Raw genomic sequence first — 15072 nt, forward strand, 5'->3', positions numbered from 1 at the left:
CCCCCTGCGACCCGAACCCTCCTGTGAGCCACAGAACAAGGAGGGAAAGTGTGAGAAGTAATGCACTAGGACTCGGATATGAGTGGAACTAACCTGTCCGACGTGGAATCGGCAACCAGAGTGAACCCGTCGTCCCAGAGGCCGGAGCCGGAAGGGCCCGAAAGCCTCTTCTTCCCCAACCAAAAGAAGCAGAAGAGCATTTCGACCACAAGGGTGCTTTACAGCGCCCTTCGCGAGAAGGGCGCGGCCCGCAAATGGGCCGTGCGCGGAGCCGTGGCCGTCGTCGTCGGGATCGCCTGCGGTCTCATCACCTCCGACTGGCGCATCGGCGCGACTCTGGGGATCGGCGCCATGGTCGGCATCTCGCTGTACCAGTCCCGGCGCGAGTCCGAGATCCCCCGCTGGCGCAAGCCCTCGGCCGCGCAGCGCAAGACCGAGGTCCAGCTCAAGGTCATGAAGCAGCTCGGGTACAAGGTCCTGCACGCCCGCTCGGTGCCCGGCGGCAACGGCCAGATCGACCACTTCATCGTGGGCCGGCGCGGTGCGTTCGCCATCGACTCCGAGTCCTGGGACAAGCGGTTGCCGCTGCGCAACAAGCTCGAACAGCTCTACCACGGGCGCTTCAACAAGAACCAGCGCATCGACGAGGCGCTGGAGGAGGCCAAGCGCGCGGAGGAGCTCATCAGCAAGGAGCTCGGCCGCGAGATCAAGGTGCGCGCCTCCCTGGCCATCTACGGGCCCGGCATGCCCTGGGACAGCCACCGGCTGCGGGGCGTGGACATCATCTCCGGCACCAAGGTCCGCAAGTGGCTGCGCACCGGCCGGGACCGCCTGACCGAGCAGGAGATCGAGGACATCTACAGGGCGGCCGAGCGGGCTCTGCCGCCGCGCCCGTGACGTACGGACCCACAGGCCCGGCCGGACCACAACGCCGTGGTCGCCGGGCCTCACGTACGCCCGGGGCCGGCCGGAGCCCCGGACGGGAACAGGGGCGATCCACCGCCCGTCTCGGCATGCGGACCGCACGTCTTTCCCCCTGAGACCGCGAGCGCGCCGAAAGGGGACTACCATCGTGGGGAAACACCCGTATCGATGGGAGTCCGCGCCATGCCACCCCTACGCTCACGCACCGTCACCCACGGCCGGAACATGGCGGGAGCGCGCGCCCTCATGCGCGCCACCGGCGTACAGAGCGAGGACTTCGGCAAGCCCATCGTGGCCGTGGCCAACAGCTTCACCCAGTTCGTCCCCGGGCACGTGCACCTGCGCGAGGTCGCCGACGTCGTCGCCGACTCCGTGCGCGCCGCCGGCGGCGTCCCCCGCGAGTTCAACACCATCGCCGTCGACGACGGCATCGCCATGGGCCACGGCGGGATGCTGTACTCGCTGCCCAGCCGCGAGCTGATCGCCGACGCCGTGGAGTACATGGTCAACGCGCACTGCGCCGACGCCCTGGTGTGCGTGTCCAACTGCGACAAGATCACCCCGGGCATGCTGCTGGCCGCGCTGCGCCTGAACATCCCCACCGTGTTCGTCTCCGGCGGGCCGATGGAGGCGGGCAAGGTGACCGTGGTGAACGGCACCGCCACCACCGTCAAGAAGCTCGACCTGATCAACCCCATGATCGCCGCGGCCGACGAGAGCGTGTCCCAGGCCGAGCTGGACGAGCTGGAGGAGAACGCCTGCCCGACCTGCGGTTCGTGCTCGGGCATGTTCACCGCCAACTCGATGAACTGCCTCACCGAGGCCATCGGCCTGGCGCTGCCCGGCAACGGCACCGTCCTGGCCACCCACACCGCGCGCCGGGCCCTGTACGAGGACGCCGGCCGCCTGGTCGTGGAGGCCGCCCGGCGGTACTACGAGCAGGACGACGACTCGGTGCTGCCGCTGTCCATCGCCACCCCGGCCGCGTTCGGCAACGCCATGGCCCTGGACGTGGCCATGGGCGGGTCCACCAACACGATCCTGCACCTGCTGGCCGCCGCCACCGAGGCGGGCGTGGACTTCGGCCTCACCGACATCGACGCGGTCTCGCGCCGGGTTCCGTGCCTGTGCAAGGTCGCGCCGAACACCGAGAAGTACCACATCGAGGACGTCCACCGGGCGGGCGGCATCCCCGCCATCCTGGGCGAGCTGGCCCGCGGCGGGCTGCTGGACACCTCGCTGCCCACCGTGCACGGCAAGACCGTCGGCGAGTACCTCGCCGAGTGGGACATCACCTCCGACGGCGTCCTGCCCGAGGCCGTGGAGCTGTTCCACGCCGCCCCCGGCGGGGTGCGCAGCACCCGGGCGTACTCGCAGAGCACCCGCTGGGACAGCCTGGACACCGACCGGGAGAAGGGCTGCATCCGCTCCGTGGAGCACGCCTACACCAAGGACGGCGGCCTGGCCGTGCTGTTCGGCAACCTCGCCCCGGACGGCGCGATCGTCAAGACCGCGGGCGTGGAGGAGGAGCTGTGGACCTTCTCCGGCCCGGCCAAGGTGTTCGAGTCGCAGGAGGACGCCGTGGACGGCATCCTCGGCAAGCGGGTCGAGCCGGGCGACGTGGTGGTCATCCGCTACGAGGGCCCCAAGGGCGGCCCGGGCATGCAGGAGATGCTGTACCCGACGAGCTTCCTCAAGGGGCGCGGCCTGGGCAAGGCCTGCGCGCTCATCACCGACGGGCGCTTCTCCGGCGGCACCTCGGGGCTGTCCATCGGCCACGCCTCCCCGGAGGCGGCCGCGGGCGGTGACATCGCCCTGGTCGAGGACGGCGACATCATCAGCATCGACATCCCCAACCGGGGCCTCGTGCTGGAGGTGTCCGAGGAGGAGCTGAACACCCGCCGCGAGCGCCTGCTCAAGGAGCTGGGCCGGTTCCAGCCCCGCGACCGGCAGCGGCCGGTGACCGCCGCCCTGCGCGCCTACGCCGCGATGGCCACCTCGGCCTCCACCGGCGCGGCCCGCGACGTGTCCCAGATCGAGCGCTGACCGCGGAGCGAGGGGCCGGACCCGGTGCGGGTCCGGCCCCTCGCCGCGCTCACGTCCTCCCGGCCCGCCCGAGGCGGCCCAGGAGGACGGCCGCCACCGCCAGGAGCGCGACCGCGCCGGCGAGCACCATGACCGCCGGGGGCGAGGACCGGTCCACCACCGCTCCCCCGGCCAGCGCGCCCAGGGAGAGCGTCGCCTGGAACGAGGCGGTGAAGAGTACCGCGGAGACCTCGGGCGAGCCGGGCACGGCCCGGGCGAAGAGGGTCTGGGAGCAGACCGGCACGGCTCCGTAGGCGGCGCCCCACAGCACCAGCAGGGCCAGCGAGCCCGCCGCGCCCCCGCCCAGGACCGGGAGCAGGAGGGTGGCGGCGGCGATCAGCAGGGCCGCCCCCGCGAAGGCGGCACCGGGGCGCCGCGCCGCGGCCGCGCCGCCCAGGAAGTTCCCGGCGACCCCCGCCGCACCGTAGGCGAGCAGGTGGACCGTGACGAGCCCGGGCCCCGCCCCGGTCACCTGCTCCAGGAACGGCGTGATGTAGGTGTAGGCGGCGAAGTGGGCGAAGACCACGAGGAACGTCAGCACCAGGGCGGCCCGGGTGCCGCTCCCGCCGAGCGCGTCGGCCAGCGCCCCCGCGCGGGTCGGCTCCTCGGCCGGCAGCGGCGGGACCACCGCGAGCAGCAGGACGAGGACCCCCAGGCTCAGGACCGCCAGGGCCGCGAAAGCGGTCCGCCACCCCGCCGCGTCGCCGACCAGGGTCCCCAGGGGGACCCCGAGCACGGACCCCAGGGGCACCGCCGAGAAGATCACCGCGGTCGCCCGGGCCGTCCGGGCGGCGGGGACCAGGCGGCCGGCCAGCCCCGCCCCGATGGACCAGAAGCCGCCGATGGTGACGCCGACCATCACCCGCGCGAGCAGCACCGGCCAGTAACTCGACGCGAGCGCGGTCATGATGTTGGCCGCCGCCAGCAGGAGGACGAACACCGCCAGCATGGCCCGGCGGTCCACGCCCCCGGTGAGCGTGGTGACCAGGGGCGCCGAGACCGCGGCCAGCAGGCCGGGCATGGTCATCATCAGCCCGGCCACCCCGTCGGAGACGGTGAAGTCCGCGCCGATCGAGGTCAGCAGCCCGATCGGCAGGATCTCGGTGGTGACGATCGCGAAGATCCCCAGCGTCACCGAGAGCACGGCGAGCCAGGAGAGCAGGGGCGGGCGCTCCGGCGCCGCGGGAGGGCCGGGGGCGAGAGGGGTCGTCATCGACACGGGTTCCGTCCGCTAGGGGTCCACTGGGATGCGGGCCCCATTGCAGCAGAGTCCGTACCTCCCGGACCGGCGGTTTCCGGCCGTCGACACCGGCCCGGCCCGCTCCCGGAACGGCCGGAGGGGCGGCCCTGGCGGGCCGCCCCTCCGGTCGTGGACCGCACGCGGTCAGCCGCAGCAGCCGCCCCCGCAGCAGCCACCGCCGCCGTTGGAGGCGGGCGCCGGGGCCAGCCCGCCGACGGCCACCGTGGACAGCAGCCGCACCGTGTCCCCGTGCCCCTGCGGGCAGGCGGCCGGGTCCCCGGACTCGGCCATCGGACGGGAGAGTTCGAAGGTGTCGCCGCACTCGCGGCACCGGAAGTCGTATCTGGGCATGCCCCCAGAATACGGCCGGCGCCCCGCCGGGACGGGGCGGGCGCGAAGAGCCGCCCCCGGCGGCCCGTGGAGGGCGCGCCGGGGGCGGCGGTGCGGCGCGGGGGCGGGACGCGCTGTCCCCGCGGCCGGGGCGTTCAGGGCCGTCAGGCGGCCAGGTGAGCCATGTAGGGCTCCCACTGCGGGTCGCCGTGCAGGTCCCCGTTGATCAGCCGCCAGTGCGGACCCTTGGGCACCTTGGGGGTGACGTGCAGCTCCCAGCCGAGTTCGTCCAGGAACTTGTCGGCCTTGCGGTGGTTGCACGGCTTGCAGGCCGCCACCACGTTCTCCCACACGTGCGCGCCGCCGCGGCTGCGCGGGATGACGTGGTCGATGGTCTCCGCCTTCTTGCCGCAGTAGCCGCAGGTGTGCCGGTCGCGGCGCATCAGCGCCACCCGGGTGAGGGGGACCCTGCGGCTGTAGGGGACGCTGATGTAGCGCCTGAGCCGGATCACCGACGGCACCTCGTACGAGTGCGTCGCCGAGTGGAGCACCGCCCCTGCGTCGTCGCGGTGGACGACCTCCGCCTTCTCCCGCAGCACGAGCAGGATCGCCCTGCGCAGCGGCAATGTCGTGAGTGGTTCGAAACTCGCGTTGAGAAGCAGCACGTGCCGGCGGGCGGTTGGACCGCCCTCCCTGCTGCGCGCGCCGCTCATCGCGACACCTCGGCCGTCGCGTGCGACGACCGTGTCTCTTCCCCGGCCAGCCGTTCGGCCAGCCAGGAGACCTCCCTGTGCACCGATCCCGTGATCGGTGGCTCTGTACGCCTTGCCACACGGACCTCCCGGTGGTCCCGCCGAGTTGCGTCCCGCATTCAGTGTGCGTGGTGGGGAGGCTCCGGCGCCACCCCAATTTCCCCCGCCCGAGTCGTGAACCCGCTGTTATCGCTATTCCTGGTCATAATGCGAGTCACCGAAACCACGTTCCATGTTCCCTTCCCATACCGATCGCGAGTGAGATAGCGGTGGATAGAGTGCGAAGCATGCCTGAACACCGCTATCCCACGGCCGAGCGCCTCGACCTCGTCGAAACCCTGCACGGCCGTCCCGTCGCCGATCCCTACCGGTGGCTCGAAGACCCCGAATCCGCCCCGGCCAAGGAATGGGCGGCCGCCCAGGACACCCTGTTCTCCGAACTCGGCGCGCACCTGCCCGGCCGGGACCTGTTCGCCGCGCACGTCCGCGAACTGATGGGCGCCGGCAGTGTGGGCGCCCCTGTGTGGCGCGGGGAGCGCCGCTTCTCCGGGCGCCGGACCGCCGACCAGGAGCACCCCGTCCTGTACGTGCGGGACGGCGACGGCCCCGAGCGGGTCCTGCTGGACCCCGGTGCGCTCGACCCCACCGGTCTGACCACGCTGGACGCGTGGAAGGCGGACCCGTCCGGGCGGCTGCTCGCCTACCAGCTGTCCGAGGGCGGGAACGAGGAGTCCGTCCTGCGGGTCATGGACGTGGACACCGGCGAGATCGTCGACGGGCCCATCGACCGGGCCCGGTACACGCCCGTCGCGTGGCTGCCGGACTCGTCGGCCTTCTACTACGTGCGCAAGCTGCCCCCCGAGCAGGTCCCCGACGGGGAGCAGGACTACCACCGGCGCGTCTACCTGCACCGGCTGGGCACCCCCGCCGACGAGGACGTGCTGATCTTCGGCGAGGGCCGCGACAAGACCGAGTACTTCGGCGTATGGGTGAGCCGGGACGGCCGCTGGCTGGTGCTCGACGCCGCCAAGGGCACCTCCTCGCACACCGACCTGTGGCTGGCCGACCTGACCCGGAGCCCGCACGAGGCGCCCGCCTGGGTGAGCGTCCAGGAGGACGCCGCCGCGTCGCTGTCCGCGCGAGTGGGCCGGGACGGCCTGCTGTACCTGTTCACCGACCGGGACGCCCCGCGCGGGCGCCTGTGCGTGGCCGACCCCGGGGCGCCCGGGTACGAGAACTGGCGCACGCTCGTGGCCGAGGCCGACGACGCCGTGCTGGAGGACTACGCGATCCTGGACGGCCCCGGGCTGGAGCGCCCCGAGCTGCTGGTCTCCTGGTCCCGGCACGCGGTCGGCGAGGTGACCCGGCACGACCTGGCCACCGGCGAGCTGCTGGGCGCGCTACCGCTGCCCGGGCTGGGGAGCATCGGCGGCCTGCTGGAACGCCCCGAGGGCGGCCACGAGGCCTGGTTCGGCTACACCGACAGCACCACCCCGTCCGCGGTGTACCGCTACGACGCCGGCACCGGCGCGGTGGACCTGTGGGAGAGCGCCCCCGGCACCGTCACCGTGCCCGACGTGCGGGTGGAGCAGGTCGCCTACACCTCGAAGGACGGCACGACCGTCCGGATGCTGGTGATGGCGCCCGCCGCCCCGGCCGAGGGCCCGCGGCCGACCATCCTGTACGGGTACGGCGGCTTCCGGATCTCCCTCACCCCCGGCTACTCGGCCACCGCCCTGTCCTGGGTGCGCGCCGGCGGCGTGTACGCCGTGGCCGGGCTGCGCGGCGGCCTGGAGGAGGGCGAGGAGTGGCACCGCGGCGGCATGCTCGCCGACAAGCAGAACGTGTTCGACGACTGCGCCGCCGCGGCCGAGCACCTCATCGCCACCGGGGTCACCGACACCGACCACCTGGCGGTCATGGGCGGCAGCAACGGCGGCCTGCTGGTCGGGGCGATGGTCACCCAGCGGCCGGACCTGTTCGCGGCCGCGGTGTGCTCGGCCCCGCTGCTGGACATGGTCCGCTACGAGCGGTTCGGGCTGGGCCGGCTGTGGAGCGTGGAGTACGGCAGCGCCGACGACCCCGAGCAGCTGGGGTGGCTGCTGGGCTACTCCCCGTACCACAACGTGCGGGAGGGCACCCGGTACCCGGCCGTCCTCTTCACGGTGTTCGACAACGACACGCGGGTGGACCCGCTGCACGCCCGCAAGCTGTGCGCGCAGCTGCAGTGGGCGACCTCGGCCCCGGTCGACGAGCGCCCGGTGCTGCTGCGCCGGGAGGCGGAGGTGGGGCACAGCACCCGCTCGGTGAGCCGCAGCGTGGAGCTGAACGCCGACCAGCTGGGGTTCCTCGCCCACCACCTGGGCCTGGACGCGGGCTGACCCCGGCCCGGCGTGCCCCGCGGCCCGGCCGCGGGGCACGCCGCCCGGCCGTGCTCCGGGGTGGGACCGCTCTCGTCGTCGGGAGAGCAAGGACACAGGCCTCCCGGGCGCCCGGCCGTGTGCCCGCGCGCCCCCTGCTGGGAGAATCGGTACCGGGCCCACCCGCGCAGAGCCACGAGAGGACACGGACGTGACACAGACCGAGGAGGCCGCGGGCACCGGAACGGAGACCGGGCCGCGCCGCCACGTACACCTGGCGCAGGTCCGCTACGCCGACCTCGACCCGCAGCACCACGTCAACAACGTCCGGATGCTGACCTACCTGGAGGACGCCCGCATCTCGTTCCTGCGCTTCAGCGGAGCGGTCGAGGGCGAGGAGGTGTTCGGCGCCATGGTGGTGGCCCGCCAGGAGGCCGACTACGTGGCGCCGCTGCTGCCGCGCTCGGAGCCGGTGCGGGTGGAGCTGTGGGTGACCGAGGTGCGCAACGCCAGCTTCTCGCTGGCCTACGAGATCCTCGACGACGAGCGCGTGTACCTGCGCGCCCGGACCGTGCTCGTGGGCTTCGACGTGCCCACGCAGCGCGCCCGACGCCTCAACGGCGTCGAGCGCGCCTTCCTGGCCCGGTACATCTGACCGGGGCGTCCGGCCGCCGTCCGCGCCCCCGCGGGGACGCGGTCAGGCTGCGGGCGGACCCGCCTGTTCGAGGGCGCGGGTGAGCAGTTCCAGGGCCAGCGCCTCGTGGTCCGCCGACGCGTCCTCGGGGTCGCCGCCGAACACGGTGACGTGGACGATCAGGTTCTCCACGTGCGCGGCCGCGTGCGCCGTCCGGCCGTACGCGTCCTCCTGGAAGACGGTGTACGCCGGGAGGCCGTTGCCGTCGGTGGTCGGGACCAGGCCCAGCCGGTCGACGTAGTTGATCCCGAACTCCTCGGCCGCGCGCTCCTGTCCGGTGTCGCGGACCAGGCCGTCGGGGTCGTTGGTGAACACCTGCGCGGCCAGGGTGAAGTCGAGGGAACCGTCCCCCGCGGCCGTGTCCGCCACCAGGCAGTGGCTGGTGGGCATCGTGAAGAGGTCGTCGTCCTGCTGCTCCAGCCCCCGGCCCGGGGCGATCCGCTCCTGGACGCCGGGGTCGACCAGTTCGCAGGCCTGCGGCGCGGACGTGTAGGGGGGCTCGGGTGCGAGCCACCCCAGGGCGTAGGCGGCGCCCACGCCGCCGCCCGCCACCAGGAGCAGCAGCACCCCGCCGATCGCGAGCAGGATCAAACCGACCCGGGAGCGCCGCGGGGGGTACGGCGGCACGGGGCGGACGGGGGCCGCGCCGGGACGGGGCGGCCCGCCCGCCCCGGGGGCGCCGGTGATGGGGGGCCCGCCCGCGGGCGGACGTCCGGAGGAGTCGTTGTGCATCCCCAGAAGATAGACCGGCCGCCGGGCGTCCGCGCGGGCGGTGTCCGGAATCGGCCGGTGGCGCCCCGGGGCCCCCGGTGCTACTTCAGGGAGATGGTGACGGTCTCGCCGTCGTCGTCCTCGTCGCCGCCCTCGGAGGACACGGAGACCCGGGTGGGGTCGGCGACCGCCGGGCGGGGCGCCTCCTCCGGAACGTTCACCATGCTGTGCGCCGCCATGACCATGTACTCCCACAGCTGCCGCTCCAGCACCTCGTGCAGGTCCAGGGAGTCGACGGCGGCACGCATGTGCCGGAGCCACAGGTCGCGTTCGGCTGCCCCGATCCGGAAGGGGACGTGGCGCATGCGCAGCCGCGGGTGGCCGCGCTGCTCGTTGTAGGTGCGCGGGCCGCCCCAGTACTGGATGAGGAACAGCCGCAGCCGCTCCTCGGCGGGCCCCAGGTCCTCCTCGGGGTACATGGGCCGCAGGACGGGGTCGTCGGCCACGCCCTCGTAGAAGCGGCGGACCAGGCGGGTGAAGGTCTCCTCACCGCCCACGGCCTCGTAGAACGTCATGTGCACGGGCTCCTCGCCCGGGCTCCTGTGGTCATCGCGCGCGGAAGTCATCGCCCCTAGGGTATGCCACGTTCCGCCCCCGTTCCGAGGGCCGTACGGCCCCGGAATAAAGGCCGGGGCCGCCGGACCGTCACCGGTCCGGCGACCCCGGCTCGAGGGCTCCGCCCGCGGGCTAGTCGCGGGTGAGCTTGCGGTGGGTGACCGCGTGCGGACGCGCGGCGTCCGGGCCCAGGCGCTCGATCTTGTTCTTCTCGTAGGACTCGAAGTTGCCCTCGAACCAGAACCAGTTCGCGTCGCCCTCCCAGGCCAGGATGTGCGTGGCGACGCGGTCCAGGAACCAGCGGTCGTGGGAGGTGATCACGGCGCAGCCGGGGAAGTCCAGGAGGGCGTTCTCCAGCGAGCCGAGGGTCTCGACGTCGAGGTCGTTGGTGGGCTCGTCCAGGAGCAGCAGGTTGCCGCCCTGCTTGAGGGTGAGCGCCAGGTTGACGCGGTTGCGCTCACCGCCGGACAGGACGCCGGACTTCTTCTGCTGGTCGGAGCCCTTGAAGCCGAACGCGGCGACGTACGCGCGGCTGGGGATCTCGACCTTGCCGACCTGGATGAAGGTCTCCCCGTCGGAGATGGTCTCCCAGACGTTCTTGGAGTCGTCGATGCGGCCCCGGTACTGGTCGACGTAGGAGATCTCGACGGTGTCGCCGACGTTGATGGAGCCCTGGTCCGGGGTCTCCTCACCGACGATCATCTTGAACAGGGTGGTCTTGCCGACACCGTTGGGACCGATGACACCGACGATGCCGTTGGGCGGCAGCGAGAAGCTGAGGTCCTCGATGAGGACGCGGTCGCCGAAGCCCTTGGTGAGGTTCTTGACCTCGACCACGGTGGTGCCCAGGCGCGGACCCGGCGGGATCTGGATCTCCTCGAAGTCCAGCTTGCGGGTCTTGTCCGCCTCGGCCGCCATCTCCTCGTAGCGCTGGAGGCGGGCCTTGCTCTTGGTCTGGCGGGCCTTGGCGTTGGAGCGGACCCACTCCAGCTCGTCCTTGAGGCGCTTGGCGCGCTTGGCGTCCTTCTGGCCCTCGACCTTCAGGCGGCTCTGCTTGGTCTCCAGGTAGGTGGAGTAGTTGCCCTCGTAGGGGTAGAACTGGCCGCGGTCCAGCTCCAGGATCCAGGTGGCCACGTGGTCGAGGAAGTACCGGTCGTGGGTGATCGCGATGATCGTGCCCGGGTACTTGGCCAGGTGCTGCTCCAGCCAGTTCACGCTCTCGGCGTCGAGGTGGTTGGTGGGCTCGTCGAGGAGCAGCAGGTCGGGCTGCTCGAGCAGCAGCTTGCACAGGGCGACGCGGCGCTTCTCGCCACCGGAGAGCCGGCTGACGTCGGCGTCCCCGGGCGGGCAGCGCAGCGCGTCCATCGCCTGGGCCAGCTGGCTGTCCAGGTCCCAGGCGTTGCGGTGGTCGAGCTGCTCCTGCAGCTTGCCCATCTCTTCGAGCAGGTCGTCGGAGTAGTCCGTCGCCATCTGCTCGGCGATCTCGTTGAAGCGGGTCAGCATCGCCTTGGTCTCGGCGACGCCGTCCTCGACGTTCTCCAGGACGGTCTTGCTCGCGTCGAGGTGGGGCTCCTGGGCGAGCAGGCCGACCGTGAACCCGGGCATGAGGCGCGCCTCGCCGTTGGACGGCTGCTCGATGCCGGCCATGATCTTCAGAAGCGTCGACTTACCCGCACCGTTGGGGCCCACGACGCCGATCTTGGCTCCGGGCAGGAACGACCCCGAAACGTTGTCCAGGACGACCTTGTCGCCGTGCGCCTTGCGCACGTTGTTCATGGTGTAGATGTACTCCGGCATGCCTCCAAGCCTAGGGCGTCGCGGGTCGTGCCCCCGCCATCGCGGGGGCCGTCCGAGCGGTCGTCACTCCCCCGTGGAATCGCGCCACCGCTCCACCGGGAGCCCCCAGGCCAGGGCCCGCCCCATGAGCACCGCCATGGAGTAGCCGGGGTCGGCCGCCAGTGCGGTCTCCACGGCGGCCATGGCGAGCACGTCGTCCCCCTGCTGCCAGGCGGCGACCGCGGTGAGCGCGGCGGGGGCGGCCCGCCACCGGTCGGGCAGGTGCCGGACCAGGTGGGCCCACAGGTCGCGGTGGCGCGGGGCGGTGTCCGCGGTGATGGCCGACCAGGCCCGGTCCCGGACCCGGAGGTGCCCGAGGTGGACGCCCAGCCGGGCGGTGTCCTCGCGTCCGGGGAGCCCCTCTGCGTCGGCGGCCGCCCGGACCGCCGCCGTGCCCCGGGCGATCCGGGTGTCCTCCGGCAGCGCCCGCACCCGGAGGGCGAACGCCTCCGCGGCGGCTCCCACCGCCGCCCGTTCGGGCCCGCCGACGGGGGCCAGCAGGGCACGGACGCGCCGGAGCTCGGCGGGCGGGACGCGGGGCGGCCGGACGGGGGCGATGCCGCGCAGGACGGCCCCGGCGGGCACCGGCGAGCCGTCGACGTCGACGACGATGCCCTCGGGCGGACAGCAGGTGGGGGACGCGCAGGTGTAGGACCAGTAGCGCCCGCCGGTGACGCGCAGGGCGTCGATGATGTTCACCCCGCGTTCACGCGCCGTGAGCATCAGGGCGTCGACGTAGGGCGTGACCCTCTCGGCCGCGCCGTAGGCCACGATGAGCAGCCCGCTGCAGCCCTCGGCGAGGGCCAGGTCGACCGGCGGCCTCGCCCGCTCCATGGGCGACAGGTGCCCGTGCGCCCCGTCCAGCGCCCCGCAGAACGCGGCGTACACGCCGACCCCCTTGGCCGCCAGCACCACGATCCCGGGGTCGGGCGGCTCCCCCACCAGGTAGGGCATCCCGGCGATGATGTCCAGGGGGTTGCGCAACGCCAAGCGCCCGCCCACCGGCACCCCCTCCACCGCGCTCCCCCGCCGGACGGCGCCCGGCGGCCGCTCCCCCCGCGCGCCCGGGTTCGGGGGCGGGCCGCCCTCGGGATCCGGGGGCGGGGGATCCCCCGGGGCCCCGTCCTCCCGTTCCTCCCCCGGCGGATCCGCGTCGCCCTGCCGGACGGACGGCGGCGGGCGGTCGCCGCCGCGCTCCGGCCCGGTCGGCCGGTCGGCGCCGCCGGGCCGCGTCCCCGCCCCGCGGCCGGCGTCCGGCCCGGAGCGCGGCGGCTTCGCCCCGAACGGGAAGGGGCCGTCCCGCCACACATCCGAGGCCGGAGGCGATGCGTCACCGGGCACGGCAGGGAACGCTTTCGGCCCGAACGGAAAGAGACCTTCGGGCCACGGGCTCAGAGCCGAGCCATCGGCGGACAGGCCGGGGCGGGGCTGCTTCCGTACAGGCGGGAGGAGACCTTCGCGACGCGGGTTCAGAGCGGAGCCATCGGCGGACAGACCCGGGCGAGGCTGCTTCCGTGCAGGCGGGAAAAGGTCATCACGCCACGGGTTCAAAGCCGAGCCATCAGCGGCCAGGCCGGGGCGGGACGGTTTCGGCGCGGGCGGGAATGCGGGCGGGAAAAGACCCTCGTGCCCGGGATTCGGGGCGGACGCGGTCGGGAGGTCGTCGGCGGGCGGTCGGGGATCGGGGATGCGGCGGCGCGGCAGCGGGGGCCGGGGGTCGTCGGACGCGGGGTGCTGGGCGGAACGATCCTGGTCGAAGTGCATATATTCACGGTGCGTGACCGGGAGGCCGCGCGCAATGGCCTTCGGCCGCCTGTGGAAAACCCCGACCGCGCGGGAGCCCGCCGCCCGTCAGGCGTCCGCGATGCCCTGCGGGCTCTCCGGGACCGCCTGTGTCCCGACGCCCCCGTGCGGCTCGGGGCCCCGGCCGTCCTCCCGGCCGTCCGGCAGGCACACCCGGTTGCGCCCGGTCTCCTTGGCCCGGTACAGCGCCAGGTCGGCGGCGGTGAGCAGCTCCACCAGGTCGTTCCCGTGCTCCCCGACCACGGCCAGGCCGACCGACACGGTGACGGCGACCTTGACCTTGTCCACCTCGATCTCCATGCAGCCCACCTCCACGCGCAGCCGTTCGGCGGCGTGCCAGGCCTCGTTGACGTCGGAGCCCGGAAGGAGCACCACGAACTCCTCGCCGCCGAACCGCCCGAGCAGGTCGGACTGGCGCAGGTGGTGGGAGATCGTGGTCGCCACCCCCATGAGCACCTGGTCCCCGAAGAGGTGCCCGTGGGTGTCGTTGACCCGCTTGAAGTGGTCGATGTCGATGATCAGGACCGCCGACCGGTGGCGGGCGGCACGGGCCCTGGCAATCTCGATCGAGGCCTCCTGCTCCCAGGTGGGCGCGTTGAGCAGCCCGGTCTTGGGGTCGGTCCGCGCCGCGTTCTGCAACTGCTGGTAGAGCAGGCTCCGCTGGAGCAGCAGGATCGGCGGCAGCGCGATGGGCACCAGGAACAGGGAGATGTTGCACAGGATCGCGACGACGATGCCCATGCTGATCTCGACGGCGTCGATCATGACCGCCTCCCGGTCCCACAGGGGCGGCAGTTTCCTCTTGCCCCGCATGCTGATCCGGATGGCCAGGGCGACGATCAGCGTGTTGAGGACCGTGAACATGGCACAGCCCACCAGGGCCGCCGCGAGACCGGGAACGGTCGCCAGCCACCGGGACACGTCACCGGAGCCGCGCAGCCCTTCCATCAGGTCGCCGCTGACCAGCCAGTGCCACGCGACCGAGACGAGGAAACCGAACAGGCCAACGGTCACCATGTTGAAGATCCGCCGGTACATCAGCGTCTGCCGTATGCGCCTCTGGACCAGGAGGTAGATCGGGATCGGGATGAGGAACGAGTAGACGGGGGGCAGCAGCAGCACGATGGGGAACCACCACGCGCCCAGCAGGTCGCGGTTGCCCCCCGCGTGCTGCTGTGTCTCCAGCCTTCTACTGCCTTCGACGCAGACGGCCGCGCCGATCGCGAAGACGACGAGGACGATGAGGTCGGATACGGAGAAGACGGTCACCGCGAAGGCCAGTCCGCACAGGAAGAGCGCGGCCAGCATCACCAGGGACATGTAGACGATGAGCCCGACGGGTTCTTGGAGGAACGGCCAACGCGCCTGGTACGGAACGGGACGGCCGGGCGGCACCTTGCGCCTCTCCGAGACGTTCACTCCTGTGTCCTCCCCTCGCCCCTGACCACGGCCACCCCTTTCATCACGGCGTCCATTACGCCCCGTCGACTCCCGGGGACCCTCGTAGGACGGTGGAACCTCACGCGGCGTTCCCCTACCGTGCCACCCGGCCACCACTTCTGGATAGATGTGTTCCCAAGTGGTGACCCTCCGCCCCGCACAAGTCGGCACCCCAACACTTTACATTACTTTGAGTAATAAATTAATTGCTCAGTGTACGTGATCTCTCGCGCGCGGGCCACTGAGATCGAGTACCAGAGAGGGTGGATAGAACACGAAAAA

General features: G+C 72.5%; 12 protein-coding genes. 4 read left to right on the forward strand and 8 right to left on the reverse strand.

The annotated features are described in order from the left end of the window. The first annotated feature begins 78 nt into the window (after positions 1–78). Both ACFVNO_RS20465 and ilvD read left to right on the forward strand, forming a co-directional pair. The gene (locus ACFVNO_RS20465) at positions 79–897 is read left to right on the forward strand and encodes a nuclease-related domain-containing protein (RefSeq protein ID WP_220559598.1); all 819 of its coding nucleotides are present in this window, start codon (positions 79–81) and stop codon (positions 895–897) included. A gap of 210 nt (positions 898–1107) precedes the next feature. Continuing rightward, a complete protein-coding gene (gene ilvD, locus ACFVNO_RS20470; protein WP_355261903.1) occupies positions 1108–2970 on the forward strand; it encodes a dihydroxy-acid dehydratase in 1863 nt (620 codons plus the stop codon). 49 nt (positions 2971–3019) lie between these two features. On the opposite strand, the gene ACFVNO_RS20475 is transcribed toward ilvD, so the two are convergent. The 3 genes from ACFVNO_RS20475 to ACFVNO_RS20485 all read right to left on the reverse strand — a co-directional run bounded on the left by ACFVNO_RS20475 (position 3020) and on the right by ACFVNO_RS20485 (position 5244). Further along, positions 3020–4222, reverse strand: a complete 1203-nt coding sequence (locus tag ACFVNO_RS20475; RefSeq protein ID WP_378894731.1) for an MFS transporter — start codon at positions 4220–4222, stop codon at positions 3020–3022. A gap of 171 nt (positions 4223–4393) precedes the next feature. Continuing rightward, positions 4394–4600, reverse strand: coding sequence for a zinc ribbon domain-containing protein (locus tag ACFVNO_RS20480; protein ID WP_220559595.1), 207 nt, complete (start codon positions 4598–4600; stop codon positions 4394–4396). A 143-nt stretch (positions 4601–4743) separates the two neighbouring features. Beyond that, positions 4744–5244: an HNH endonuclease gene (locus tag ACFVNO_RS20485; protein ID WP_220559594.1), complete on the reverse strand. Its 501-nt coding sequence runs from the start codon at positions 5242–5244 to the stop codon at positions 4744–4746. A 374-nt stretch (positions 5245–5618) separates the two neighbouring features. Here ACFVNO_RS20485 and ACFVNO_RS20490 point away from each other — a divergent pair, with 374 nt between their 5' ends. Then, positions 5619–7712 carry a prolyl oligopeptidase family serine peptidase gene (locus tag ACFVNO_RS20490; protein ID WP_355261909.1) on the forward strand — a complete coding sequence of 698 codons (2094 nt, stop codon included), beginning with the start codon at positions 5619–5621 and terminating at the stop codon, positions 7710–7712. A gap of 190 nt (positions 7713–7902) precedes the next feature. Next, on the forward strand, positions 7903–8346 hold the full coding sequence (locus ACFVNO_RS20495; protein WP_355261912.1) for a thioesterase family protein: 444 nt from the start codon (positions 7903–7905) through the stop codon (positions 8344–8346). 42 nt (positions 8347–8388) lie between these two features. Here ACFVNO_RS20495 and ACFVNO_RS20500 read toward each other — a convergent pair whose 3' ends face one another. From ACFVNO_RS20500 to ACFVNO_RS20520, 5 genes are all read right to left on the reverse strand, one after another. Beyond that, complete coding sequence (locus ACFVNO_RS20500) at positions 8389–9117, reverse strand: hypothetical protein (protein WP_378894738.1); 729 nt, start codon at positions 9115–9117, stop codon at positions 8389–8391. Between the two features lie 80 nt (positions 9118–9197). Then, a complete protein-coding gene (locus ACFVNO_RS20505; RefSeq protein WP_255646390.1) occupies positions 9198–9722 on the reverse strand; it encodes a globin in 525 nt (174 codons plus the stop codon). A gap of 121 nt (positions 9723–9843) precedes the next feature. Further along, positions 9844–11508, reverse strand: a complete 1665-nt coding sequence (gene ettA, locus ACFVNO_RS20510; protein ID WP_355261918.1) for an energy-dependent translational throttle protein EttA — start codon at positions 11506–11508, stop codon at positions 9844–9846. Positions 11509–11571: 63 nt separating this feature from the next. Beyond that, positions 11572–12549, reverse strand: coding sequence for a DUF4192 domain-containing protein (locus ACFVNO_RS20515; RefSeq protein WP_378894742.1), 978 nt, complete (start codon positions 12547–12549; stop codon positions 11572–11574). 849 nt (positions 12550–13398) lie between these two features. Then, positions 13399–14769, reverse strand: a complete 1371-nt coding sequence (locus tag ACFVNO_RS20520; RefSeq protein ID WP_355261924.1) for a GGDEF domain-containing protein — start codon at positions 14767–14769, stop codon at positions 13399–13401. Between the last annotated feature and the right edge of the window lie 303 nt (positions 14770–15072).

This window comes from Nocardiopsis sp. NPDC057823, from assembly GCF_042797335.1.
In the GTDB taxonomy this organism is placed as follows: Bacteria; Actinomycetota; Actinomycetes; order Streptosporangiales; family Streptosporangiaceae; genus Nocardiopsis; species Nocardiopsis changdeensis.

Excerpts from the sequence above, each read along its gene's own strand:
- ACFVNO_RS20505 (WP_255646390.1), bottom strand. The coding sequence starts at position 9,722 with ATGACTTCCGCGCGCGATGACCACAGGAGCCCGGGCGAGGAGCCCGTG.
- ACFVNO_RS20465 (WP_220559598.1), top strand. The coding sequence starts at position 79 with ATGAGTGGAACTAACCTGTCCGACGTGGAATCGGCAACCAGAGTGAAC.
- ACFVNO_RS20475 (WP_378894731.1), bottom strand. The coding sequence starts at position 4,222 with ATGACGACCCCTCTCGCCCCCGGCCCTCCCGCGGCGCCGGAGCGCCCG.
- ACFVNO_RS20490 (WP_355261909.1), top strand. The coding sequence starts at position 5,619 with ATGCCTGAACACCGCTATCCCACGGCCGAGCGCCTCGACCTCGTCGAA.
- ACFVNO_RS20480 (WP_220559595.1), bottom strand. The coding sequence starts at position 4,600 with ATGCCCAGATACGACTTCCGGTGCCGCGAGTGCGGCGACACCTTCGAA.
- ilvD (WP_355261903.1), top strand. The coding sequence starts at position 1,108 with ATGCCACCCCTACGCTCACGCACCGTCACCCACGGCCGGAACATGGCG.
- ACFVNO_RS20500 (WP_378894738.1), bottom strand. The coding sequence starts at position 9,117 with ATGCACAACGACTCCTCCGGACGTCCGCCCGCGGGCGGGCCCCCCATC.
- ettA (WP_355261918.1), bottom strand. The coding sequence starts at position 11,508 with ATGCCGGAGTACATCTACACCATGAACAACGTGCGCAAGGCGCACGGC.